The organism is Ruania alba, assembly GCF_900105765.1.
GTDB classification, from domain to species: Bacteria; Actinomycetota; Actinomycetes; order Actinomycetales; family Beutenbergiaceae; genus Ruania; species Ruania alba.
Genome location: NZ_FNTX01000001.1, coordinates 2,073,325 through 2,096,325, shown reverse-complemented (window position 1 = coordinate 2,096,325; position 23,001 = coordinate 2,073,325). Strand labels below are relative to the sequence as shown.

26 protein-coding genes are annotated in these 23,001 nt (G+C 69.8%); 19 read left to right on the top strand and 7 right to left on the bottom strand.

Annotation, left to right across the window (positions count from 1 at the left end; genetic code table 11):
• The first annotated feature begins 14 nt into the window (after positions 1 to 14).
• From BLU77_RS09630 to BLU77_RS09610, 5 genes are all read left to right on the top strand, one after another.
• Complete coding sequence (locus BLU77_RS09630; RefSeq protein ID WP_089772728.1) at positions 15 to 446, top strand: CBS domain-containing protein; 432 nt, start codon at positions 15 to 17, stop codon at positions 444 to 446.
• Positions 447 to 577: 131 nt separating this feature from the next.
• Positions 578 to 952 (top strand): YciI family protein, encoded by a 375-nt coding sequence (locus BLU77_RS09625; protein ID WP_089772727.1) that lies wholly within the window; start codon positions 578 to 580, stop codon positions 950 to 952.
• Between the two features lie 25 nt (positions 953 to 977).
• Complete coding sequence (locus BLU77_RS09620) at positions 978 to 2,177, top strand: RNA polymerase sigma factor (RefSeq protein WP_089772726.1); 1,200 nt, start codon at positions 978 to 980, stop codon at positions 2,175 to 2,177.
• 202 nt (positions 2,178 to 2,379) lie between these two features.
• Positions 2,380 to 2,613 carry a hypothetical protein gene (locus BLU77_RS09615; RefSeq protein ID WP_089772725.1) on the top strand — a complete coding sequence of 78 codons (234 nt, stop codon included), beginning with the start codon at positions 2,380 to 2,382 and terminating at the stop codon, positions 2,611 to 2,613.
• A gap of 5 nt (positions 2,614 to 2,618) precedes the next feature.
• Positions 2,619 to 2,885, top strand: a complete 267-nt coding sequence (locus BLU77_RS09610; RefSeq protein WP_175477011.1) for a hypothetical protein — start codon at positions 2,619 to 2,621, stop codon at positions 2,883 to 2,885.
• Between the two features lie 143 nt (positions 2,886 to 3,028).
• On the opposite strand, the gene rpmB is transcribed toward BLU77_RS09610, so the two are convergent.
• Positions 3,029 to 3,220, bottom strand: coding sequence for a 50S ribosomal protein L28 (gene rpmB / locus BLU77_RS09605; protein ID WP_089772724.1), 192 nt, complete (start codon positions 3,218 to 3,220; stop codon positions 3,029 to 3,031).
• Positions 3,221 to 3,553: 333 nt separating this feature from the next.
• Between rpmB and BLU77_RS09600 the strand changes: the two genes are divergently transcribed.
• From BLU77_RS09600 to rsmD, 4 genes are read left to right on the top strand one after another with little or no spacing between them, the layout of a single operon-like run.
• Positions 3,554 to 5,794, top strand: coding sequence for an ATP-dependent DNA helicase RecG (locus BLU77_RS09600; RefSeq protein ID WP_245708749.1), 2,241 nt, complete (start codon positions 3,554 to 3,556; stop codon positions 5,792 to 5,794).
• A complete protein-coding gene (locus BLU77_RS09595) occupies positions 5,787 to 6,497 on the top strand; it encodes an ABC transporter ATP-binding protein (RefSeq protein ID WP_245708748.1) in 711 nt (236 codons plus the stop codon). Before BLU77_RS09600 ends, BLU77_RS09595 begins: the two co-directional genes overlap by 8 nt.
• The gene (locus tag BLU77_RS09590) at positions 6,494 to 8,092 is read left to right on the top strand and encodes a DUF6297 family protein (RefSeq protein WP_089772722.1); all 1,599 of its coding nucleotides are present in this window, start codon (positions 6,494 to 6,496) and stop codon (positions 8,090 to 8,092) included. The genes BLU77_RS09595 and BLU77_RS09590 overlap by 4 nt, the downstream gene beginning before the upstream one ends.
• On the top strand, positions 8,089 to 8,643 hold the full coding sequence (gene rsmD, locus BLU77_RS09585) for a 16S rRNA (guanine(966)-N(2))-methyltransferase RsmD (protein WP_089772721.1): 555 nt from the start codon (positions 8,089 to 8,091) through the stop codon (positions 8,641 to 8,643). The genes BLU77_RS09590 and rsmD overlap by 4 nt, the downstream gene beginning before the upstream one ends.
• Here the strand turns inward: rsmD and BLU77_RS09580 are convergent.
• Together BLU77_RS09580 and BLU77_RS09575 are read right to left on the bottom strand one after the other, a co-directional pair.
• Positions 8,625 to 9,809, bottom strand: a complete 1,185-nt coding sequence (locus BLU77_RS09580; RefSeq protein ID WP_089772720.1) for a Gfo/Idh/MocA family protein — start codon at positions 9,807 to 9,809, stop codon at positions 8,625 to 8,627. The genes rsmD and BLU77_RS09580 overlap by 19 nt on opposite strands.
• Complete coding sequence (locus tag BLU77_RS09575) at positions 9,806 to 10,678, bottom strand: DUF6807 domain-containing protein (protein WP_175477010.1); 873 nt, start codon at positions 10,676 to 10,678, stop codon at positions 9,806 to 9,808. Before BLU77_RS09575 ends, BLU77_RS09580 begins: the two co-directional genes overlap by 4 nt.
• 113 nt (positions 10,679 to 10,791) lie before the next feature.
• Here BLU77_RS09575 and BLU77_RS09570 point away from each other — a divergent pair, with 113 nt between their 5' ends.
• The 3 genes from BLU77_RS09570 (at position 10,792) to BLU77_RS09560 (ending at position 13,550) form a co-directional block, all read left to right on the top strand.
• A complete protein-coding gene (locus BLU77_RS09570; protein WP_175477009.1) occupies positions 10,792 to 11,502 on the top strand; it encodes a ThuA domain-containing protein in 711 nt (236 codons plus the stop codon).
• Between the two features lie 389 nt (positions 11,503 to 11,891).
• Positions 11,892 to 12,149, top strand: coding sequence for a hypothetical protein (locus BLU77_RS09565; RefSeq protein WP_089772717.1), 258 nt, complete (start codon positions 11,892 to 11,894; stop codon positions 12,147 to 12,149).
• A 3-nt stretch (positions 12,150 to 12,152) separates the two neighbouring features.
• Positions 12,153 to 13,550 carry an HNH endonuclease signature motif containing protein gene (locus BLU77_RS09560; protein ID WP_139177706.1) on the top strand — a complete coding sequence of 466 codons (1,398 nt, stop codon included), beginning with the start codon at positions 12,153 to 12,155 and terminating at the stop codon, positions 13,548 to 13,550.
• A 114-nt stretch (positions 13,551 to 13,664) separates the two neighbouring features.
• On the opposite strand, the gene BLU77_RS09555 is transcribed toward BLU77_RS09560, so the two are convergent.
• Positions 13,665 to 15,209, bottom strand: coding sequence for a UxaA family hydrolase (locus BLU77_RS09555; RefSeq protein ID WP_089772715.1), 1,545 nt, complete (start codon positions 15,207 to 15,209; stop codon positions 13,665 to 13,667).
• A 112-nt stretch (positions 15,210 to 15,321) separates the two neighbouring features.
• On the opposite strand from BLU77_RS09555, the gene coaD reads away from it, so the two are divergent.
• From coaD to mutM, 5 genes are read left to right on the top strand one after another with little or no spacing between them, the layout of a single operon-like run.
• The gene (gene coaD / locus BLU77_RS09550; RefSeq protein WP_245708747.1) at positions 15,322 to 15,822 is read left to right on the top strand and encodes a pantetheine-phosphate adenylyltransferase; all 501 of its coding nucleotides are present in this window, start codon (positions 15,322 to 15,324) and stop codon (positions 15,820 to 15,822) included.
• On the top strand, positions 15,822 to 16,343 hold the full coding sequence (locus tag BLU77_RS09545; protein WP_089772713.1) for an ATP synthase subunit B family protein: 522 nt from the start codon (positions 15,822 to 15,824) through the stop codon (positions 16,341 to 16,343). The genes coaD and BLU77_RS09545 overlap by 1 nt, the downstream gene beginning before the upstream one ends.
• Positions 16,340 to 16,924 (top strand): YceD family protein, encoded by a 585-nt coding sequence (locus BLU77_RS09540; protein WP_245708746.1) that lies wholly within the window; start codon positions 16,340 to 16,342, stop codon positions 16,922 to 16,924. Before BLU77_RS09545 ends, BLU77_RS09540 begins: the two co-directional genes overlap by 4 nt.
• Positions 16,921 to 17,637, top strand: a complete 717-nt coding sequence (gene rnc / locus BLU77_RS09535) for a ribonuclease III (RefSeq protein WP_089772712.1) — start codon at positions 16,921 to 16,923, stop codon at positions 17,635 to 17,637. Before BLU77_RS09540 ends, rnc begins: the two co-directional genes overlap by 4 nt.
• Complete coding sequence (gene mutM / locus BLU77_RS09530) at positions 17,638 to 18,564, top strand: bifunctional DNA-formamidopyrimidine glycosylase/DNA-(apurinic or apyrimidinic site) lyase (RefSeq protein WP_089772711.1); 927 nt, start codon at positions 17,638 to 17,640, stop codon at positions 18,562 to 18,564.
• Positions 18,565 to 18,799: 235 nt separating this feature from the next.
• Here mutM and BLU77_RS09525 read toward each other — a convergent pair whose 3' ends face one another.
• A complete protein-coding gene (locus tag BLU77_RS09525; RefSeq protein WP_089772710.1) occupies positions 18,800 to 19,900 on the bottom strand; it encodes a sugar kinase in 1,101 nt (366 codons plus the stop codon).
• Between the two features lie 44 nt (positions 19,901 to 19,944).
• A complete protein-coding gene (gene eda / locus BLU77_RS09520; RefSeq protein ID WP_089772709.1) occupies positions 19,945 to 20,583 on the bottom strand; it encodes a bifunctional 4-hydroxy-2-oxoglutarate aldolase/2-dehydro-3-deoxy-phosphogluconate aldolase in 639 nt (212 codons plus the stop codon).
• Positions 20,584 to 20,726: 143 nt separating this feature from the next.
• Between eda and BLU77_RS09515 the strand changes: the two genes are divergently transcribed.
• The gene (locus BLU77_RS09515; protein ID WP_217632391.1) at positions 20,727 to 21,713 is read left to right on the top strand and encodes a LacI family DNA-binding transcriptional regulator; all 987 of its coding nucleotides are present in this window, start codon (positions 20,727 to 20,729) and stop codon (positions 21,711 to 21,713) included.
• Between the two features lie 12 nt (positions 21,714 to 21,725).
• Here the strand turns inward: BLU77_RS09515 and BLU77_RS09510 are convergent, their stop codons facing one another.
• A complete protein-coding gene (locus tag BLU77_RS09510; protein WP_089772707.1) occupies positions 21,726 to 22,157 on the bottom strand; it encodes a DoxX family protein in 432 nt (143 codons plus the stop codon).
• A 119-nt stretch (positions 22,158 to 22,276) separates the two neighbouring features.
• Between BLU77_RS09510 and BLU77_RS09505 the strand changes: the two genes are divergently transcribed.
• Positions 22,277 to 22,930, top strand: a complete 654-nt coding sequence (locus BLU77_RS09505) for a response regulator (protein ID WP_425441215.1) — start codon at positions 22,277 to 22,279, stop codon at positions 22,928 to 22,930.
• Positions 22,931 to 23,001: the final 71 nt, after the last annotated feature.

Genomic DNA, 23,001 nt, shown 5'->3' with positions numbered 1-23,001 from the left:
GCGTACGCTGAAGTATGCGTATCTCAGAGGTGATCCGTCGCAAGGGAGCCACGGTCGTCACTGTCTCGCCGGAGGCGACCGTGACCGAGTTGTTGGCACTGCTGGACGAGCAGAACATCGGTGCCGTGGTGGTCTCGGCCGATGACGGCCGAACAGTGAGCGGGATCGTCACCGAGCGGGACGTGGTGCGGCGACTGCACCGCACCGGCCCGGAGGTGCTGGGTGCCCCGGTGTCCGAGGTGATGACGGCCGAGGTGCACACGTGCGTGCCCGAGGACGAGCTGGAGGCGCTCGCGCGCACGATGACCGAGCACCGGATCCGGCACCTGCCCGTGGTGGTCGACGGCAAGCTGACGGCGATCGTCTCCATCGGCGACATCGTCAAGCACCGGATCGATGAGCTGCAGTCCGAGCGGGACTCGCTCGTGGACTACGTCTCGCACTGAGCCGCCGTCAGCAGGTGTCCACGCGGCCGCGAAGTGATCGGCACGTGCATGTCGAGAACGCGTTGTCGGCTCCGACGTCCATGATGAAGCCAGGCAACCGGTGCCCGGGCACGAGACGAGGAGCGCGTGAGATGAAGTACCTGATCCTGATCCACTCCAACCCGCAGCCGTGGGGCCACCCGACCGGCGACTACGTCGCCGAGCTGCAGGACCAGCCGGCGGAGGTCCGGGAGCGGCTGAACGCCGAGTTCGAGGAGATGCTCACCGAGCTGCAGTCCCGCGGTGAGCTGGTCACCGGGGAGGCCCTGGGAGACCCGACGACCTCGCGGCTGTTCCGGTGGGACGACGGGGATCGCCTGGTCACCGACGGACCGTATGCGGAGGGGAAGGAGCACCTGGCCGGCTTCTTCCTCATCGACGTGGACAGCCACGCCCGGGCGGAGGAGATCACCCACCGGTTCTCCGGACCGGGCGAGACGGTCGAGCTTCGGCCCGTGATGAGCTGAGCCAACCGGCGGGGCGGACGGCTCGGTGACTGAGGCATGGGAGGGCGTGTGGCGTCAGGAGACGCCGCACGTCCTCGCCGCACTGGTGCGACGGCACGGCCGGTTCTCCGACTGTGAGGACGCGGTTCAGGAGGCACTGCTGGCCGCAGCGGTGCAGTGGCCGCGCGAGGGTATGCCTCGCGACCCGCGCGGCTGGCTGGTGCGGGTCGCGAGCCGGCGGCTCGTGGACCAGGTGCGCAGCGAGGTCAGCCGCCGAGCCCGTGAGGAACAGTTCGCCGGGCTCCGCATGCCCGGCCCGGCGAGCGCGACCGACGACCCGCTCCAGCTCATGCAGCTGTGCTGCCACCCCTCGCTGACCAAGACATCCCAGGTGGCGCTGATGCTCCGGGCGGTCGGCGGGCTGACCACCGCCGAGATCGCGAGCGGGTTCCTCGTGCCGGAGGCCACCATGGCCCAGCGGATCAGCCGCGCCAAGGCCACCGTGACCCGTGCCGGAGCGACCTTCAACGCGGTCGAGGACGAGATGCGCTCGACCACTGCGGTGCGGCACGCGATCGCGCTGCTCTACACGGAGGGCCACACCCGCAGCAGCGGCCCGGTGATCACCGACGTCGCCCTCACCGGGGAAGCAACCGGGCTCGCACGCCGGCTGGTGGCCGCCCGCCCGGACGACCCGGAGAACCTCGGCCTGCTCGCACTACTGCTGCTCACCCAGTCGCGGGCTGCCAGCCGCGCCGACGCCGCCGGCGAGCTGGTCCCACTGGAGGAACAGGACCGGACCCGGTGGGACGACACCCTCATCGGCGAAGGGGTAGGTCTTATCGAGCGTGCCCTCCCGGTAGGGCCCGTGGGCGAGTTCCAGCTCCAGGCGGCGATCGCGGCCGTGCACGCCGAGGCGACTGTCTGGTCCGACACCGACTGGCTCCAGATCGCCGAGCTGTACCGGCTCCTCGGTGTCGTGGCGCCGAGTCTCTCGGTCACCCTGGGCCGTGCCGCCGCTCTGGCGCGCGTGCACGGCCCCGAGGAAGGTCTGGCGGTGCTGGCTGAGCTCGGGCAGCGGGAGGCGGCCCGCCACCACCGCGTGCATGCCGTGCGCGGGCACCTGCTCGCCGAGGCGGGACGGGCGGAGGAGGCGACTGCCGCCCTGACCGAGGCCGCCCGGCTCACCCGCAGCATCCCGGAGCAGCGCTACCTGCACCGGGTCGTCGATGAGCTGGTGCAATGACCCACCGCGAGTCTGTATCGACCCGAGCCGGTCGGTCGCGGGGCGTGACCACGCATGGGAGCGGTCAAGGCGTCATTGGAACGTTCGGTGTCACACCACCGTGGTGTCATACACGTCGTTGTCAGATCTGCGAGGGGTCGCATCGACCGATCAACGCCCCGCAAGTTACCTTGACACGATGGCTTGCTGACGGGAGTATGTAGTGGAGGACCATGAGCCGATCGTCACTGAGTCGGCGCTCCGGCATGGTGTCAGTGACGTCGACATGCTCCATGCGCTTGAGTTCAACGTGAGACATTATGTGCTTGACGACGGAATGACGATGTTCATCGGTCCCTCAACGTCCGGCCTTCTGCTCGAGATCGGCGTTATCGAGTGGTATGAGAATGTCGCCATCGTGCACGCCATGCCAGCCCGAGACCAATTTCTGAGGTGAGGATCATGCCGCGATCGACCAAGGACCTGATGGCTCACGCTGAGGCGATGGCGGAGGCCTTCGAGGCGTACGAACCGCAGCCCGGTGATTCGGCGAAGCCGATCCCGCCGACGATGGCCGTCAAACTTGCCGCCTTCCGGCGTTCGCGCGCGGAAGCCGAGCTGGCGGAGGCTGTGCGCACCGCCCGGAGGCAGGGGACGTCGTGGCGCGACGTCGGTGAAGCGCTCGGTACCTCAGGTGAGGCGGCGAGGCAGAAGTACGCCGAACTGTAACCGCGTTCCCCATGCCGGCCTGAGGTGGTCGGTGGGCGCGCTTCGTAGAGGGTGGGACACGACGAGCGTGAATACGCAAAATCCCCCGCCGACCCGATCAGTGATCGGGCCGACGAGGGATCTCGTCAAGGTGCGCGGGGCGCTCAGAGAGCGCGGGTGACCTTGCCGGCCTTGAGGCAGGAGGTGCACACGTTCAGGCGCTTCGGCGTGCCGTTCGTCACGGTACGCACCTTCTGGATGTTCGGGTTCCAGCGACGCTTGGTGCGACGGTGGGAGTGCGAGATGCTGTGGCCGAAGCTCGGGGCCTTGGCGCAGACGTCACACGTAGCAGCCACGGTGGGTCTCCTCTAGGTCAGTGCTCGCCACAGGGTGAAGCGGCGTGGTTCGGGGGTCTCGGCCTGGTCGCCACAGGGGCGGGCCGGAACGCGTGCCCAGGGCGGGCAACCGCTCAAGAGTACTGTATCGGCGGCGCGGTGCTCAAACGTCGCCCCGGACGGCGTGCGTGTTCTCTCGCACAGTCGCCCGTCTCGGCGACGCACCACCAGGCCAGCGGGACTGCGCGGACCGGGCGCGGACCGCCGTCGGGCTGTTCTGGCACTTGGTCGAATGTCCACAGCAAGGAGCGGGCGAGGACGGAATGTCGGAGGGTGGGCGATAGCATCACCGAGGTGGCTAGCACGGATGAGGAGTACGCCGCGGAACAGCTGACGCGGCAACTCTCGCGCGCCGTCGGAGCCGCCACCGCCAAGGCGCTGGGTGCTCTGGACATCCGGTCCACCGACGAGCTGCTCCGCCACTACCCGCGCCGCTACCTGCACCGCGGCAAGTACACCCGCCTCGCCGACCTGGTACCCGGGGAGCACGCCACCGTGATGGCTGAGGTGGCCGACATCGAGAGCCGCCCGGCGCGCAACCGCAAGCTCCAGGTGGTGAAGGTGACCATCACCGACGGCCACACCCGCCTGCCGCTGACCTTCTTCGCCCGCCACGGTGGCATGGTCTCCCACCTGCGCCGCCAGCTCCCGCTCGGGGCCTCAGCGATGTTCTCCGGCCAGGTCTCCCTGTACCGCAACGAGATCCAGCTCACCCACCCCGAGTACGAGCCGCTCGAGGACGCCGCGGACGAGTCGCGGGTGCAGGAGCACGTGAACCGTCCGGTCCCGGTCTACCCGGCCACCACCAAGCTGCCGAGCTGGAAGATCGCCAAGGCGGTCCGGATGGTGCTGGACCCGATGAACGAGGCCGACACCCCCGAGTGGCTCCCCGCGGACGTGGTGGAGCGGCGTCGCCTGCCGGCCGCGGGGGCTGCGCTACGGATGATCCACCAGCCGACCGCGGACGAGGAGTGGCAGCAGGCGCAGCGGCGCTACCGCTACGAAGAGGCCTTCATCCTCCAGACGGCGCTCGCTCGCCGCCGCGCCGACATCGCCTCCTACGACGCCACCCCACGACCACCGCGGCCGGACGGGCTCGTGGACGCCCTCGACGAGCAGCTCCCGTTCGACCTCACCACCGGTCAGCGCGCCGTGAGCGAGGAGATCAGCGCCGACCTCGCTGCGGACGAACCCATGCAACGGCTGCTCCAGGGGGAGGTCGGATCCGGGAAGACGGTGGTCGCGCTGCGGGCGATGCTTCAGGTGATCGACGCCGGTGGGCAGGCTGCGCTGCTCGCGCCGACCGAGGTGCTCGCCCAGCAGCACGCCCGCTCCATCGGTCACCTGCTCGGACCGCTCGGCGAGGCGGGCATGCTGGGCGGAGCCGTCGACGGCACGCGGATCGCCCTGCTCACCGGTTCGATGGGCGCGGCCGCCCGCCGGCAGGCGCTCGCCGACGCCGCCTCCGGAGCTGCCGGCATCGTGATCGGCACCCACGCACTGCTCTCGGAGCAGGTGCAGTTCGCCGACCTCGGGCTCACCGTGGTGGACGAGCAGCACCGGTTCGGCGTGGAACAGCGCGACGCCCTGCGCGCCAAGGGCCGCACCATGCCGCACCAGCTCTTCCTCACCGCCACGCCGATCCCACGGTCGGTGGCGATGACGTTCTTCGGGGACGTCGACGTCTCCACGCTGCGGGAGATCCCGGCGGGTCGATCGCCGGTGCAGACCTACAGCGTCCCGGCCGACAAACCCCGCTGGTTGTCCCGTACCTGGGAGAAGGTGGCCGAGGAGGTCGGCAAGGGCAACCGCGCCTACGTGGTGGCGCCACGGATCACCTCCACCACACCGGAGGATGACGACAGCCCGGTGGTCGCACTCCGGGCGACGGACGCCGTCGGCGGCGGGACCAGCCCGGGGGAGCCGTCCACCGTGGAGGACACCTACGCCACCCTCGGGCGAGAGCCCGCGCTCGCGGACGTCGCCCTCGGGATGATGCACGGCCGCCTCAGCTCCGAGGAGAAGGACGCCGCGATGGCCGACTTCGCCGCTGGACGCACCCCCGTGCTGGTGACCACCACCGTCATCGAGGTGGGCGTGGACGTGCCCGAGGCCACCGCGATGGTGATCCTGGACGCCGACCGGTTCGGGATCTCCCAGCTGCACCAGCTGCGCGGCCGGGTGGGTCGTGGCAGCGAACCGGGCACCTGCCTGCTCGTCTCGGCCGCTGCGGAGGCGAGTCCGGCGTGGGAACGGCTGAACGCGCTCGTGCAGACGTCCGACGGTTTCGTGCTCGCCGAACGTGACCTGGAGCAGCGCCGCGAGGGAGACGTGCTCGGTGCCGCACAGTCCGGCCGTGGCAACTCCCTGACCATGCTGCGCGTGCTGCGTGATCGTGACCTCATCGAGCAGGCGCGAGATGATGCCAGGGCATTGATCGCCGACGACCCGAACCTTGTCCACCACCCCGAGGTGCTCACCTCGATCACCCGGCTCGTCGACCCCGACCATGAGGAGTACCTGGACCGTGCCTAAGCGCAAGACGTCCGCACCCGCCCTGGTGCGCGCCAAATCGGTGAGTGTGGGTTATGGCAGCACCATCGACAGTGCGGTGTGCCCACCGATCAGCGTGGAGCTGCAGGCCGGGCACGGGCTGGCGATCGTCGGGTCCAACGGCACCGGGAAATCCACCTTTCTGCGTGCCGTGGCCGGCCTGCTCGACCTGTTGGGTGGCTCGCTGGACGTCATTGGCAAACCTGTGGACGAACGCGCCCAGAAGTTCCGGGCCGAGGTGGCCGTGGTGCTGGACGAGGACTCCTACCTGCCCGCCCTCACCGTGCGGGAGCACCTGCTGCTCACCGCGCGCGGGCACGGGATGCGCGAGGTCAGCGCCACCGTGACCCAGGCGATCGAGGAGTTCGGGCTGACCGCCCGTCAGCACGCGGCACCCACGGCGCTCTCCTCCGGTCAGCGGCGCCGGCTGCTGCTCGCCGCCGCATTCGTGCGCCCCCGCACGCTCCTGGTGCTCGACGAACCGGAGCAGCGTCTCGACTCCGGGATGCGTGACCGGCTCGCCCAGCGGCTCGTCGATGAACGTGAGAACGGCGGTGGCGTGGTGATGGCCACCCACGACCCGGTGCTGGTGCGGGAGGCAGCCACCCGTGTGGTGGTGCTCGCCGAGGACCAGGTGCGCGTGGTCTCGGCGGAAGAAGGCGCCCGAGCGATCGAGGAACTGTGACAGCGCAACAGTGGCCCAGCGGGCGCGAGCTACGCCGGCTCACCCGCACCGCGACCGAGGCCCACACCGGCGGCAGCGCGTCCGAGGCGATCTCGGAGATCTACTCGGTGCTGTTCAGCATGGCGATCGCGCTGGCGATCGCAATGGGTGCGGTGCAAGCGCTCAACGCGACCCTGAACACCGGTCCGGAGGCGGCCACTCTGGACCCGCTCTGGCTGGCGGTGGTGACCGTCCTGATCGTCACGGGCGGCATCGTCGGCCTCGCCGGACGGCTCGGCCCGGTCGGGATGGGCGGCGGGCAGGCCACCTGGTGGCTCACCACCCCCGCCGATCGCCGCGGCCTGCTGCGCCCGCGCTTCGTGCTGGTCCCGGTGCTCGGCGGTGCTGTCGGTGCGGCCGGGGGAGCGATGGCGATGTTCCTCGCGCTCGGGATGGACCCGACCGTCGGGTGGGGGACCGGAGCGTTCGCTGCCGCGGGCGCCGTGCTCGCCCTCGGCACCGCGGCCGGTCAGGTGCTGCTCGGAAACCGTAAGGCGCGCCGGTTGCGCCCAGCGATCGTCATCGGCGACGTCCTGATGGCGGCCGGGCCGGTCCTCGGTGCCGTCGTGGCGGTGGTGCGCCCTCCGGCTCCCGCGTTGGCGGGCTTCTCCGGGTGGCCGGTGATCCTCGCCGTCGGGGTCGTGGCAGCGATCGTCCTGACCTGGTGGGCCGAACGCAGCCTGGAACGCATCTCCGGCCGTGAGCTGCGGGCTCGGGGCGCCATCAGCGCCTATGCCGGCGGTGCGGTCACCTCGCTGGACACTCGTGAGCTCGGCCGTGCCCTGAGCGTCACCACAGCCCCGGATACCCGACGGCGTTCGGTCACCTTCGCCTGGGTGCGCGGCCCGGTCTCGGCAATCGTGACCAGTGACGCGACCGTATTCGTGCGCTCACCCCGGCACGTGATTCAGGTGCTCGTGGCGGCATGCCTCGCCCTGCTCCCGACGCTGGCCGGGTGGCCGCTCGCGCTGAACGTGGCTGCCCTTGTGCTCGGTGGTGCGTTGGCGGCGATGGCCACCGGGGAGAGCGCCCGCCGCGCCGAGATGGCGCCCGTGCTGGACCGCCACTTCCCGATCTCAGCGTTCGACGTGCGCAAGGTGCGTGCGCTCTGGCCCCTGGCCGTGATGGTCCTGTGGTGCGTTCCGATCTTCGCGATCTGGGGGGCGGCGCACGGCACCGCCCTCGGTTGGGCGATCATGGGAGCACTGTGTGCCCCCACCTTCGCCGCCGGGACGCTGCGAGCCGCGTACCGAAAGCCCCCGGACTGGGACAAGCCGCTGATCCACGGCCCGATGGGTCCGGTGGCTCCCGGTGTGATGCTCGCGTTTGCCCGTGGTCCGGACCTGGTGGTGCTCTGCCTGATCCCGCTGCTGATCGGTGCGCTCGCGGTCGGCCCGGCGCCGCTGATCCTGACGGCACAGCTGGCGACCTCCTCGCTCGGTCTGCTCGTGGCCACCCGGGTCAAGGACGAGAAGAAGCCCAGCTGGATGGAACAGGCCCAGGCCGAGCAGGAGCGCCAGCAGCGGGAGAAGGCGCGGCGGAAGGCTGGCCGGTGACCCGTGTGATCGCCGGCACCGCTGGCGGGCACCGCCTGGACGTGCCCGCCAAGGGCACCCGCCCCACCAGCGAGCGCGTGCGAGAGGCGATCTTCTCCCGCCTGGAACACCTCGGGATGCTGGACGGCACACGGGTGCTGGACCTGTACGCCGGCTCCGGGGCGCTCGGGTTGGAGGCCGCCAGCCGGGGCGCTGCGCAGGTGACACTGGTGGAGTCCGCTCGCGCTGCTGTGGGTACGTGCCGGGCGAACGCCCGGCGCACCGGGCTGGAGTCGATCGTTCAGGTGGTTCCCACGGCGGTCGAACGCTATCTCTCCGGTGGGCCGCCGGCGGCTGGGTACGACCTGGTGCTGGTGGACCCTCCGTACACCGAGGACGGGCTGGATGCCGTGCTCGAAGCGCTCGCTGCCCCGGGTTGGCTGGCCCCGGAGGGCGCGGTGGTGGTGGAACGCTCGAGCCGTTCCACACCACCGGTATGGCCGGACGGCTGGGCCGAGTCCGGCACCAAGTCCTACGGCGAGACCCGCGTGTACTACGCCCTCACGCCGTGAGTGTGCTGCGGGGCTGAGGCCGGCGCGTGAGCTGCGGCCGGCGCGGCGGTCCACGGGGCACTGAGCTCGGTGAACGTGGCCAGCTCCTCGGACACCTTCCGGCACCAGTCGTCTACACCGCGGACCACGCGGTAGGACTCGGGGCCCTCGCCGACGATCTCCTGGTGCTCGGCCGCGATCGGCGCCGGGTCCGGAGCCGTGCGCACGGCCTCGAGCACCCGCATGAACGCACCCGTGTCGCGAACGTCGGCGAGCAGCGCGATGCCGTGCTGGAGATGATCGAGGAGGTTCTCGAACAGGCTCGTACGCTGCACCTCTTCGGTCTTTTCACCGCCACCGGCGCGCACGATGAGCACGTCCGAGGTGTACCGGAACTCGATCGAACCGGCCGTGCCGTGCACGAACACGCGCGGGGTGGTGTGCGGCTCCTCCGCCGCCAACGTGAGTCCGAGCGCGATCGGCATCCCTGAGGTGGTGCGCAGCCGGACGGCGGAGGTGTCGTCGGCCTCGATGTCGTTGGCGTGGAACAGGTCCACCACCACTTCGGCCACGTCCTCGGCGCGCCGGGCACCGGCGATCCGCAGCGCGGAGGCGATCGAGTGTGCGAGTGGGTTCGTCACCACGCCATCGACCACTTCGAGCCCGTCCAGACGGCGCATCCCGGCCCACGGAGAGCGGTCGTAGTAGGAGCGTGCCCGGCGCCACAGGCCGATACCTCCGATGCCCGTGATCTCTCCGATCCTGCCCGAGGCGGTGATCTCGGCGATCCGGTCGAAGGCGTGCGAGCCGAAGCTCTGGAACCCCACCTGAACGCTCTTGCCCGTCTCGTCCGCAACGGCGATCAGTTCCCTCAGCTCGGGCAGGGACGCCGTCGTGGGCTTCTCGAGCAGCACGTGTGCACCGGCACGCATCGCCTGGGCCGCGAGCGGGAGGTGGGTGTGGATGGGGGTCGCGAAGGTGACCACGTCCGGCACTGTTTCGGCCAGCAGCTCGCTCAGATCGCCGAATGCCGGGGTGCCCGGTGGAACGTGTGCTGCTCCGTCGGTCCCACGCGGGTCCACCACGGCCACCAACCGGGCACGGCCCTCAGCGGCCAGCTGACCGATCTGATGCAGGTGCTGCTTGCCGTAGCCGTGGATCCCGACGACGGCGAAGGTGGTGGTCACGGAAGGAGCTCCAGTCGTTCGTAGAGGACAGCGGCGTCGGACGGGGTGAGGGCCCGGTCAGCGAGCACACCCCACAGGTGCAGGTCGAGGTGGGCGCCCGCGGCGACAGTACGCGGTTCCTGCCAGGCGGCCGCCGGTCCAGCGCCGACGTAGCCGGTGGTGCGGACGAACCACGGCAGGATGGCCGTACGGGGTTGGCCGAGCAACAGGCTCACCGGACCGGTCTCGCGTTGCTGCACCAGCAGCAGCCACGGGGACACGTCGTCACCGAGCGGGTCACCGCCGCTGGCGACGTGGGCCGTGGTCGGCACCTGTTCGGCGGAGACACGCCAGAAGACGCCGCCGTACCCGGCACCGGTACGTCCTCGGGTCGCGGGGGAGCCGATGGTCAGGTCGTGACCGCCGTCGGCATGCATCCGGCTGTGCCAGCGCAACGCCCACGCATCCTCGGCGGGCATCAGGTCGGCGAGGATCGTGCGCTCCTCGGTGAGGACGTGCTCCTCGTTCGGATCCACCCACTGCAGCTCCTGGGTGATCCGGTGGTCGGTGGCCTCGGTCCGGCCGGGAACCTGCCGCCCGTGGTTGGCGAGCATCTCGTAACCGCTCGGGTGCACGTAGGACTTCCCGCCCCAGAACATCGTGCCGTTCACTTCCACGACGGCGTTGCTCACGCCGTGGTGGTGCGTGTGGTCCTCGGGAAGGATCTCGGTGAGCGGGATCCCGGCCGCGGTCGTCACCGGGTGCAGGTATGGGCGGGGGGAGAGCGTGCCGGCCATGTCCTGGCCGTCGCGATAACGAGCCATCTCCTTGGCGCCCAGGCGCAAGGAGAGGTCTGTCCCTGGTGTGCCCGGGGCGTCTGGCACGGTCACGAGGAGATCCTTCTCACGGGTGCAAGGTTGGGTCGCCGTCGAGGCGACGTCCGTGGCAGTCTATCGGCAACCGCTTACCGAGGCGTTTCGGCACCACGAACCAAGGAGAGCCCATGTCGCAGGACCGTACGGCCGCCGTCGTGATCTCAGGGGCGGGGCGCTACTGCGACCCGTGGCACGACTTCGAGGGCACCTCAGCCGTGCTCGCTGAGCAGCTCGACGACTACGGGTTAAGCGCCGAGGTGCTGGTCACGGGAGCGGCCGAACCACCGGAAGCGGCCGTGGGCCTGATCGTGGTGAACGCGGGGGGTGGGAGTACGCCCTCGCCGGTCAGCGATGATGAGGAGGACGTGCGCGCGCGTGCGCTGCGTGACTGGGTGCTGGCCGCCGTCGGGCGGGGCGTGCCGGTGCTGGCCACGCACACCGGCTCGAACGCGTTCTACGAGGACGAGCGGTGGGCACGTGCCCTCGGCGGGCGCTGGGTGCCCAAGCAGAGTGGGCACCCGACGCCGTCCTGGCACCCCAAGCGCGGGCCCGCCACCGTGACGGTCCTCGGCGATGGGCACCCCATCACCGATGGGCTTGCTGCTGAGCTGGCGATCGACGACGAGCGGTACAGCGATCTCGAGGTGCACGAGGCGTCCGTGGCGCTGCTGGAGCACACCGAGGACGGCGTCCGGCACACGATGTCCTGGGCGGCCGAGCCGGTGCCGGGGTTGCGTGGGCGGGCCGTCTACGACGGGCTCGGGCATGACGTGACAGCCTGCCGCGAACCGGCACGGGTGAGGATGCTGACGCGGGAGCTGGACTGGCTGCTGGGGTAGTGGGTGCGGAAGCGCTCGGACGGAGCGGCGTTCTGCTGGATCTCGGTCTGTCTCGACGAGTGGGCGTGGGACTGTAGCGCTGTCCTGATGAGGGCGGCATCGGATCCGGTGTGCCCGGCGTGGTCAGGGCGCGGGACGCATGGCGGGTCTTGGTGTGACTTGGATTGCTCATGTAGGTCCTCACTACTCGCTTGTTGTCCACAGATGTGGGTCCGATACCCCTTCCCGGGGCGCCTTGTCCACAGGCGCATACCCGATGCATCTTCATCCACAGGCAGAGGCTGACTTTTCGTTGCAATACCAACGATTACCCTTGACTGAGGCGAACAACAGTTCTAGACTATGAGGCAGGAAACAAGGCAGGGTTCGGGGACCGCGAGGAGGCGGGGATGAGCACCACCACCCACCTGGGCACCACCCCCGCCGAGGCTATCCGGGACCTGCTGAGCGAACACCTGAGCGAGACCGATGCGCCCGGGAAGTTGGCCGTGATCACCGCCCTGCTCGATGACGTCCTCGAGACGGACCTGCCCGGGCTGCCCTCCGCGGTGCTGCCCGACCTGGTCGGTGAGTTGGAGCAGGCGCGGCGCCGGTTGGACGCGTTGACCACCGCCACCGTCAGTGCGGTCGAAGCCGATGGGACGTAGGCTGTGTCAGGGGCACGCACGATGGCGTCCTGGTGGGCCAACGCCACCGGGACTCACGGGGGTAAAGCCCGTGGCCAGGTGCACCTGTCCCGCACCCTGCGTGACCACCTCCCCGCCACCGAGGCCGCGTTGGCTGCCGGGGTGATCGGTAGCGACCATGCTGCCGCGTTGGCCAGGCACGCCACCACCACCGACACCTTGCGGGAACGATTGAGTCACCCCGACGTGGGTGAGGACTTCCTCGTGGCTCAGGCGCGGGTGTTGGATGCGGACTCCTTCACCCGATTGGTGAAAACCTGGGCGGTGCGGGCTGACCCGGAGGCGGCGGAGCGGAACTGGCGTGAGGAGTCCGCCAAAGAGCACCTCTTCGTCTCGGCCACCACCGCAGGACGGCGCGTGGATGGGTGGCTCGATGACACCAACGGTCAGATCGTGGAGCAAGCCTTCGCCGCGGTCACCGGTGTGCCCGCCGCTGATGATGAACGCACCCCGTCCCAGCGCAACGCCCACGCCCTGATCACCCTCGCCCAGCACGTCCTCGACAGTGGCCAGTTCCAACCCACAGCCCGGGTCCGCCCCCACCTGCTCGTCCACGTCCCCGCCGACACCCTGCACCGCCTGACCACCACACCCACCCCCATCAGTGATCACCGGCGCCCCCGCTGCACCTGCCACCACCCCACCAGCAGCAGTGCAAGTGGTGCGGGTGAGGTCTCGGGCGATAAGGGTGAGGCGAGCCTGCTCGAGACTGCACCGGCGCTTCCCGGCCTGGGTGAGGCTCCCGGCACCGTTGGTGGTCACGCCACTGACCCGGGCGAGGGCGCGGTGCATGCGCCGGGGTGCCCGGGTGACCCGTCCGCCCCGGTGATCAGCTCAACCATCGACCACGAACACCTGGTCGGCGCAGAACCCGCGACCCTGGCTGATGGCACCCCGATCAGCCACGCCGAACTCGCCCACCTGACCTGTGATGCCGAGTTCACCCGCATCATCCTCAACCCGGCGGGTCAGGTACTGGATGTGGGCCGGGCGCAACGCCTGCACACCGCCGCCCAGACCAAAGCCATCTGGGCCCGCGACCACCACTGCCAGCACCCAGGGTGCACCGCACCACCAGGATTGGGCGAGATCCACCACAGCACCTGGTGGTCCCGCGGCGGCCACACCAACACCCACCACGGCATCCTGCTCTGCTGGTACCACCACCGCCTGGTCCACCAACGCGATATCACCATCACCCGACACCACGACCACTGGCACTTCACCACACCCAGCGGCCACCCCATCAACTACCACCACCCACCACCCTGCGAACAACCAGCCATCCCACCCGAGGAACCAGAACCACCAGAACCACCCGTCATCCCACCGGACACAACCCGGACGCGCCCACGTGAGTGACCGAGGCTCGCTCGGGTGTCGAGAGCAGATCGAGGGGCGATGACCGCGCCGTTAAATCTGCGCGCGTACGAACCGGTCGTGGACGCCGTGTCGAGCCGAACTGGCTGATTCCCCTCAGGTCACCGCGCCCACGTGCCAGGGGATGAACTCGTCCTGACCGAGGTCGAGGTCCTCGCTCACCGTGGTCTCTCCCGAGGCGACCGCCACGATCCTCCGGTAGATCTCCTCGCCCACCTCGGCGAGGGTGGCAGTGCCGTCGACGATCCGCCCGCAGTTGATGTCCATGTCTTCACGCATCCGCTCATACATCTGCGTGTTCGTCGCGAGCTTGATGGACGGCGTGGGCTTGCAGCCGAGCACCGAACCTCGGCCGGTGGTGAAGCACACCACGGTGGCCCCGCCGGCCACGAGGCCGGTCACCGACACCGGGTCGTATCCGGGGGTGTCCATGAACGTGAACCCCTTGGCCGTGATCGGCTCGGCGTACTCGTACACACCGGCGAGCTCGGCCGTGCCTCCCTTGGCCACCGCGCCCAGTGACTTCTCCAGGATGGTGGTGAGCCCGCCCGCCTTGTTGCCAGGGGAGGGGTTGTTGTCCAAGGTGCCCGCCCCGGCGGCGGTGTAGTCCTTCCACCACTCGATCCGGCCCAGCAACCGCTGGCCCACCTCCGGTGAGACGGCGCGACGGGTGAGCAGGTGCTCCGCGCCGTACACCTCCGGTGTTTCGGCAAGCGTGGACGTGCCGCCGGCCGCGACCAGCAGGTCCGAAGCGTGCCCGAGTGCCGGGTTGGCCGTGATGCCGGAGTACCCGTCGCTGCCACCGCAGTTCAGGCCCAGCGTCAGATGGGCCACGTCCGCGGGTTCGCGGCGTGCCTCGTTCACCCGCGGAAGCATCTCGCGGATCTTCTCGGCGCCGGCGCGGACCGTGGCACGCACACCGCCGATGTCCTGGATCGTCATGGTCTCCACATAGGTGCCCTCGGGCAGCCCGAGACCCTCCAGGAGGGACTGCACCGCGATCATCTCGCACCCCAACCCGAGCACGAGCAGGCCGCCGAAGTTCGGATGGTTGGCGTATCCGCGCAAGGTACGCAGCAGCATCTGCCCACCCTCGGAGTCGGGCACCAACCCACAGCCGCTCTGGTGGGTGATCGCCATGACGCCGTCGACGTTGTCGTAGGAGTCCAGCGAGGCCTGGGCGAACTGGTTCGCGATCATGTTCGCCGAGCTGGCCGAACAGTTCACCGACGTGATCACGCCGATGTAGTTGCGGGTACCGACCCGTCCGTCCGGACGGTGATAGCCCAGAAAAGTGCGCGGCAGGTCTGTGCCCTCCGGGAACGTCGGGCGGTGGCGGGCGGTGCCGAACTCATGCTCACGTTCGCCGGTGTCCATGCCGAGATTGTGCGAGTGCACGTGGTCGCCAGGCGCGATCGGTGCGGTGGCGCGGCCGATCGACTGACCGTACTTGAGGACCCGGCCACCCTCTGGCACCGAGCGCACGGCGACCTTGTGTCCCTGCTGTACGGCCGCCGTCGTGCGGAACGGCTCGAGCCCGTCGAGGGCGATCACGGTCCCGGCCGGGAGATCGGCGGTGGCCACCACCACGTGGTCTTCCGTGCGTAGTCGAAGGACGGCGGTCGTGTCGTCGGCAGGCAAGGGGCACCTTCGCTCGGGGTGGGGGTGACGTGGCCCCCATCCTACGCGAGAAACCGGTCTCTCGGCGGGTGTGATGGGCCACGTGCGTGCCTACGCAGGTAGGTTGGCGCATGTGAGTTCTCGTATTGCTGTGTGCCCTGGGTCCTACGACCCGGTCACCCTCGGGCACCTGGACATCGTCCGGCGCGCCCGCACGCTCTTCGATGAGGTGGTGGTGGGTATCGGCATCAATGCCACGAAGGCCCCGTTGCTCGAGGCCGAGGAGCGGGTTCAGCTGTTCACCGATGCCGTCGCCGACCTGGACGGCGTGCGCGTGGTGCGAATGCCTGGCCTGCTCGCGGACCTGTGCGACGAGCTCGGTGCACGCGCGATCGTGAAGGGCCTGCGTGGCGGTGCCGACTACGACGCCGAACAGCCGATGGCCCTGATGAACCGGCATCTCAGCGGTGTCGAGACGGTCTTCGTCACCGGCGCGCCTGAGCTCGCACATGTCTCCTCCACCATGGTCAAGGACGTCGCCCGCCACGGCGGCGACATCACCGACCTGGTTCCTCCCGCCGTCAGCGCCGCGGTGCACGCAGCGCTGGCCCATGAGAAGAAGGATCTGTCCTGATGAGCAAAGCAGCCGAGCAGGGCGAGTCCCTGGTGGCCATCCTCGAAGAGCTCGCCGATCTTGTCTCCTCCGCGCGTGCCATGCCCATGTCTGCCTCGGTCCTGGTGAACCGGGCCGAGGTGCTCGAACTGATCGACTCCGCCACCGGAGTGCTCCCGGACCAGATCACCCGTGCTGACTCGGTGGTCGCCGATGCGGAATCCGTGCTCCAGCGCGCCCGCCGCGAAGCCGGCACGATCGTGGAGAAGGCCAAGGCGCAGGCGGACGAGCTCGTCTCCAAGGAGGCGGTGATCGCCGAGGCGAACGAGCGCGCGGAGCAGATCGTCAGTGAAGCGCGGGCCTCGGCGGACAAGCTCTCCCGCGAAGCCGATGACTATTGCGACCGTCAGCTCGCCCAGTTCGAGATCGACCTGAACTCGATCGCGAGCCAGGTAGCGGCCGGGCGAGCACGCCTGATGGAACGTACCCGTGGCCGCTCGCACAGCCCGAGCGAGGCCCCCGATGGAGGTGACCAGGAGTGAAGCCCTACCAGATCTCCACCCACGACCTCGGCCGCAGGGCCGGGTCGATGCGCACCCTCACCCTGGACGTCCCCGTCACCGAGCCGATGGGGACCGAGGTGATCGCCGTACCGGCCGGGGAAGACGTGGCCCTGGACCTGCGGCTGGAGGCCGTGATGGACGGCGTGCTGGTGACCGGCACGGCTCAGGCCAGCGCGAGAGGGGAGTGCGTGCGCTGCCTCGCCGCACTCGACCTCGACCTCGACGCCGACATCACCGAGATGTTCGCCTACCCGGGCACGCAGAAGCCTGAAGACCTGGGTGAGGACGAGGATCCCCTGCCTGAGCTCGACGGGGAGATCCTGGACCTGGAAGCGACGGTGACGGACGCCGTCGTGCTCGCCCTGCCGTTCCGGCCGCTCTGCCGGCCGGACTGCCCGGGACTGTGCCCCACCTGCGGTGCACGCATGGCCGACGTGGAACCGAATCACGCCCACGAGCAGATCGACCCTCGCTGGTCTGCCCTCGCCGCGCTCGCCGGTGCGGACACCGATGGGAGCAACGAGGACGCCGATGCCGACGACGTCGAGTCGCCACAGTGAGTGCGCCTGGAGTCGACGCGTTGATCGAGGCGCTCGGCATCGACGTGGATCCCGAGCTGCTGGTGCTCTCCCTGACGCATCGCTCGTTCGCGCACGAGGCGGGCGGTATCCCCACCAATGAGCGGCTGGAGTTCCTCGGGGACGCGGTGCTCGGCATCATCGTCACCGAGCACCTGTACCGCACGCACCCGGACAATTCCGAGGGTGACCTCGCCAAGATGCGCTCGGCCACCGTCTCCCAGCGGGCGCTCTCGGCCGTGGCCCGCGAGCTCGGGCTCGGTGAGTACCTGCTGCTCGGCCGAGGTGAGCGCGGCACCGGCGGGCACGACAAGGACTCCATCCTGTGCGACACGATGGAGGCCGTGATCGGCGCGGTATACCTGTGCCACGGGCTGGAGCCCACCCGCACCTTCGTCGAGCGGCTCGTCGGTCCGACGTTGGAGTCCGCAGCCGGTCTCGGTGCCGGGCTCGACTGGAAGACCAGCGTGCAAGAACTGGCCGCGGCCCGGAGCGTCGGCGCCCCGACCTACCAGGTGGACAGCTCTGGTCCCGACCACGAACGGCACTTCACCGCCACGCTGTACTTGGGCGAGCGGGCCTGGGGCGTGGGCGATGGAACGTCGAAGAAGATCGCCGAGCAACGTGCCGCCGAGAACGCCTATCGCGCGTTGGAGGCAGACGAAGCGACCGCGTCGGCGAGCACGGACCAGTAGGTGCCCGAGCTCCCCGAGGTCGAGACCGTCCGCTCCGGTCTCGCCGACCACGTGCTGGGCCGCCGCATCACCGGCGTCCAGGTCCTGCGCGATCGGGCCGTGCGGCGCCAAGCGGGTGGCGCGGAGGAGATGCGCGCGCTGCTGACCGGACGCGCGTTCAGTGCGGCGGTGCGGCGGGGCAAGTTCTGCTGGCTCACCCTGGACGGCCCCGGCGGAGTGGGGGAGGACTACGCGCTGCTCGCCCATCTCGGGATGAGCGGGCAGCTGCTGGTCGCTGACGCGGCCAGTGGCGCGGCGACCAACCCGCACCTGCGCGTGCGGGTCGAGTTCGCTGATGGTCCGGACCTATGGTTCGTGGACCAGCGCACGTTCGGGTACCTCACCGTGGCGGATCTGGTGCCCACTTCCGACGGCGGCCCTGGCGGTGATGCAGGCGGGTCACCGGTGGCGCCACTGCTGCCCGCCCCGGTGGCGCACATCGCCCGAGATCTACTCGATCCCGTGCTCGCCGAGCCCGCTGCCCGGGCCGCGCTGAACCGGCGGGTGCGGGCGGGGCGCCGCGGTATCAAGCGAGCGCTGCTGGATCAGGAGCTCATCTCCGGAGTCGGGAACATCTACGCCGACGAGGCGCTGTGGCGGGCGAAGGTGCACTACGCACGACCCACCGACCGGATGCGACCGGCCACCGTGGCGACCGTGCTCGACGCCGCTGAGGCCGTGATGCGCGACGCCCTCGTCGCTGGCGGCACCAGCTTCGACGCCCTGTACGTCAACGTGAACGGAGCATCCGGGTACTTCGACAGGTCCCTGGCGGTCTACGGCCAGGAGGGTGAGCCGTGCCCGCGCTGCGGCGCGCTCGTCGTTCGGGAGACCTTCATGAACAGGTCGTCCTTCTTCTGCCCGAGGTGCCAGCGAGCGCCTCGGTAAGGCTGCGGCACGGATCGCCGACTCGACCCCATTAGAACGGGCTTCCGGTGTGCGAGCGGGAATCCGTGCGCGCGGAAGCCACTTCGTACGCCGGAACCCCGTTCGAACGGTGCGTTGCGGTGGGTGCGCAGCCGGTGCGGCCGGGGACACACGTCGGCGGCCCGGTCGCGGGTCCGACACCCAGACTGCCGGACCCGCGGCCGGACCGCCGACGTGTGATCACGGAAGAGGCAACTCAGCGATCCACGCGTGCGCTCCCGCCGCCGGCGAGCTTGAGCACCTCGGCCTTGGTGACCATCGTGGTGTCGCCCGGGGTGGACATGGCCAGGGCGCCGTGCGCTGCCCCGTACTCCACCGCCGTCTGGATCGGCTCGCCCTCGAGCAGGCCGTAGATGAGGCCGGAGGCGAACGAGTCGCCGCCGCCCACCCGGTCCATGATCTCCAGGTGTTCCCGGTGCGTGGCCTCGGCGAAGCCCTCCTCGCGGGACCAGGCAATGGCGCCCCAGTCGTTGTCGGAGGCGGTGTGCACGGTGCGCAGCGTGGTGCCGATCACCTGGAAGTTCCGGAACGCGTCCGAGGCGGTGTTGATCATCGCCTTGAAGTTGTCGATGTCGAGGTTGTCCAGGTTGTCCCCGGTGCCCTTCACCTCGAAGCCGAGGGAGGCGGTGAAGTCCTCTTCGTTGCCGATCATCACGTCGATGTGCGGTGCGATCGCGGTGTTGACCTGCTGCGCCTTGGCCTGGCCGCCGATGGTCTTCCACAGGCTGGGCCGGTAGTTGAGGTCGTAGGAGACGATCGTGCCGTGCTTCTTCGCAGCAGTGACTGCCTCGATCACCACGTCCGCCGTGGAGTCGGACAGGGCGGCGAAGATGCCGCCGGTGTGCAGCCAGCGCACGCCGAGCTCACCGAAGAGGTGGTCCCAGTCCACCTGCCCCGGCTTCATCTGGCTGATCGCCGTGTTGCCGCGGTCGGAGACCCCGACGGCGCCGCGCACTCCGAACCCGCGCTCGGTGAAGTTGAGCCCGTTGCGCACCTCACGGCCGATGCCGTCGTAGGGCACCCAGGTGATGAACGAGGTGTCCACCCCACCGGTGAGCATGCAGTCCTCCACCAGGCGGCCCACTTCGTTGTCGGCGAGGGCGGTCACGGCGGCGGCGCGCAGGCCGAAGGCGCGGCGCAGGCCGCGGGCCACGTTGTACTCGCCGCCTCCCTCCCAGACGCGGAAGTTGCGGGTGGTGCGGATGCGGCCCTCACCGGGGTCCATGCGAAGCATGATCTCGCCCAGGGAGACGACGTCGTAGCGGCACTCGGATGCGGGGCGGATGGTCAGGCTCATGAATTCCCTCGTCGATCTGGTTGCTGGGTCAGGTGCAGTCGGTGTCAGCCGGCGACCAACGCGACGGCCTCGCGGGTCAGCTCAGCGACCCGGTCGAAGTTCCCGGCCGCGATCTCGTCCCGCGGCACCATCCAGCTGCCACCCACCGCGAGCACAGCACTGACGGCGGTGTACTCGGCCACGTTCTTCGGGCCGATCCCGCCGGTGGGAACGAACTGCAGACCACCGAACGGAGCAGCGAGCGCCTTGATGGCCTTCGCCCCACCGGAGGTCTCCGCGGGGAAGAACTTCACCACGTCCAGTCCCTCAGCGAGCGCGGCCTGTACCTCGGTGGCCGTGACGGCACCCGGCAGGGGCAGCACGCCACGCTCGAGGCAGCGACGCACCACGGCCTGGGAGAAGCCGGGGGAGACGACGTAGGACGCGCCGGCGTCCACCGCGGCATCGACCTGCTCGGGGGTGAGGACGGTGCCGGCACCGACGAGCATGTCGCCGCGGGCCGACACCGCACGGATCGACTCCACAGCCGCCGAGGTTCGGAAGGTCACCTCGGCGACCGGCAGGCCACCGGCGACCAGGGCTTCGGCGAGCGGGGCGGCCGAGGCGGCGTCGTCGAGCACCACGACGGGAACCAGTCGGGCGGCGCCGATCTTCTCGACGAGTTCGGCGGACTGCTGCGTCATATGGTGTCTCCTTCGCTACGCCGCCAGCGCGGCATTCGATCACAAACGTTTGCAAGAATGTGCTGAGTGGCACGCTAGCATGGCGATATCGTGTGGTACAAGCAGTATGAAAGCGTTTGTGGTGTCGAAAGGGGAGCGACGTGGTGACGACATTGCGCGAGGTCGCTGCGGCCGCGGGCGTGTCCATGGCGACCGTCTCGCGCGCCCTCGCAGGTTCCACGATCGTCGCCGCGCGCACCCGGGAGCGGGTCAGTCAGATCGCCGCCGAGCTCGACTACCAGCCGAACCGGGCGGCCCGCCAGCTCGTCACCGGGCGCGGACAGGCGATCGGCCTGGTGGTGCCCGACCTGCAGAACGCCTTCTACGCCTCCGTGGCCACCGGGATGCAGCGGCGGGTCCGCGCCGCCGGCCTGAACGCGATGATCGGCGACACCGACGAGGATCCCGCCCGCGAGCTCGAGGTGCTCAGCCAGCTGGCGATGGTGTGCGACGGGGCCGTGCTCGCGTCGTCACGCACCAGCGATGCTGACCTTGCCGAGGTGGCCGGCAGGACCCGGGTGGTGCTGGTGAACCGCGTGCTCGAGGGCGTCCCCGCCGTCGTGGGGGACAACGCCGACGGGATGGCCCAGGCGGTCGCGCATCTGGCTGCCCTGGGCCACACCCGGATCGGGTACGCGGGCGGTCCGGCGACTTCCTGGTCCGATGCCCGCCGCCGTGAGGGGCTCGCCACTGCGGCGCGGCGCGAGCTGACCGCCGATGGCGTGGTGGACCTGGGCGCTTTTCGCCCGGGGTCGGCCGGTGGCATCGCCGCGGCTGATCGTGCCCTGGCCAACGGCGTGACGGCGATCCTCGCCTTCAATGACCAGCTTGCCCTGGGCATCCTGGGCCGCCTGGCTGACCGTGGTGTGGCAGTGCCGCAGCAGATGAGCGTGGTGGGCTTCGACGACGTCCCGGTCGCCCGACTCCTTGCCCCGCCGTTGACCACGGTGTCCGTGCCCGCGCTGGAGATGGGCTCTGCGGCTGTCGACCTCCTGCTCAGCTCCGAGGAGCCTGCCACCCGAGTGCTGCCGGTGGAGCTGCAGGTGCGGCGGTCCACCGCCGAGCCTGCGAGGCACTCAGGTCGTACGTGAGCCGGGAGGTGTCTACTCTCGGCGGCGTCGAGCGAAAATGGCAGAGTCGAGTGAGAACCGACCGGCCCCCAGTGCCGTGAGTGCGAGCGCTGCCGATCCGAGTGCGGCGACGAGTTCCCAACCGCCGTCCGTGACGAAGATCCCGGCGCCGGCGTGCACCAGGACGAGTGCGCCGACCATGTTGAGCAAGAGGAGCGCTCCGGCGATCGGGGTGAGAATGCCGAGGATGAGGGCGGCGCCACCGCCGAGCTCGACGATCGCAGTGAACCATGCGGAGGCGGTGGGCAGCGGAACGCCCATCTGGGTGAAACCCTCTGCAGTACCGGCGATCCCGAAGGTGGAGACCTTCTGCCAGCCGTGTGCGACGAAGATGATGCCGATGACGATGCGCGTCACGGCCAGGGCGAGATCAGCCACGATGGGGTGGCGTGCACTGAGGTTCATGTGATTCTCCCGAGTCGTTCTCTTGGTGCGAGGGGCCAGCGCCACAAGGGTAGTTGCTACTTCAACTGTCGCCACGCCTGGGCGCTCCGACCTGCGCCGACATCTGCGAAACTTCTCATATGGCCACCGATGCGCACCCGGCAGGTCGGGTGATGATCGTGGACGATCACGAGATCGTCCGGCGCGGTATCGCCGAAGTGATCGACGCCGCCGACGACCTGACCGTGGTGGCGGAAGCGGCCACGGTCGCCGAGGCCACCCGCCGTGGCGCGCTCACTCGCCCGGACCTGCTCCTGGTGGACCTGCAGCTCCAGGACGGCACCGGCCTGGACGTGATCCGTGCCGTGCGGGCCGAGCGGCCCGAGATCCGGGCCGTGGTGCTCACCGCCTTCAGTGACGAAGACGCCCGCGCTGCCGCGCTCGAGGCCGGGGCGCACGCGTTCGTCCTCAAGACGGTGCGCGGCGCCGATATTGCCGCGGTGGTCCGCGCCGTGGTAGCCGGCCGCACCCTGCTGCGCGAGTCGGGTGGAGCTCCCACGGGCGCGGACGACCCGACCCGCGCACTCACCCCCACCGAGCGCCGCATCGTCACCCTCATCGGCGACGGGCTCTCCAACCGGGAGATCGCCGAGTCCCTCGGGGTGGCCGAGAAGACGGTGAAGAACCACGTCACCTCCCTGCTGGCCAAGATGGGCCTGCAGCGTCGCACCCAGGTGGCTGCCTGGGTGGCCGGCCACCGTGGCGGTCATTGGCGCACCGCACCGGCTCCGTGAGTGCCGCCGTATCTGCTCCCGGTCGGGTGACCCCATGGCTACTGGGTAAGGTGCAAACAGATGCACATCAC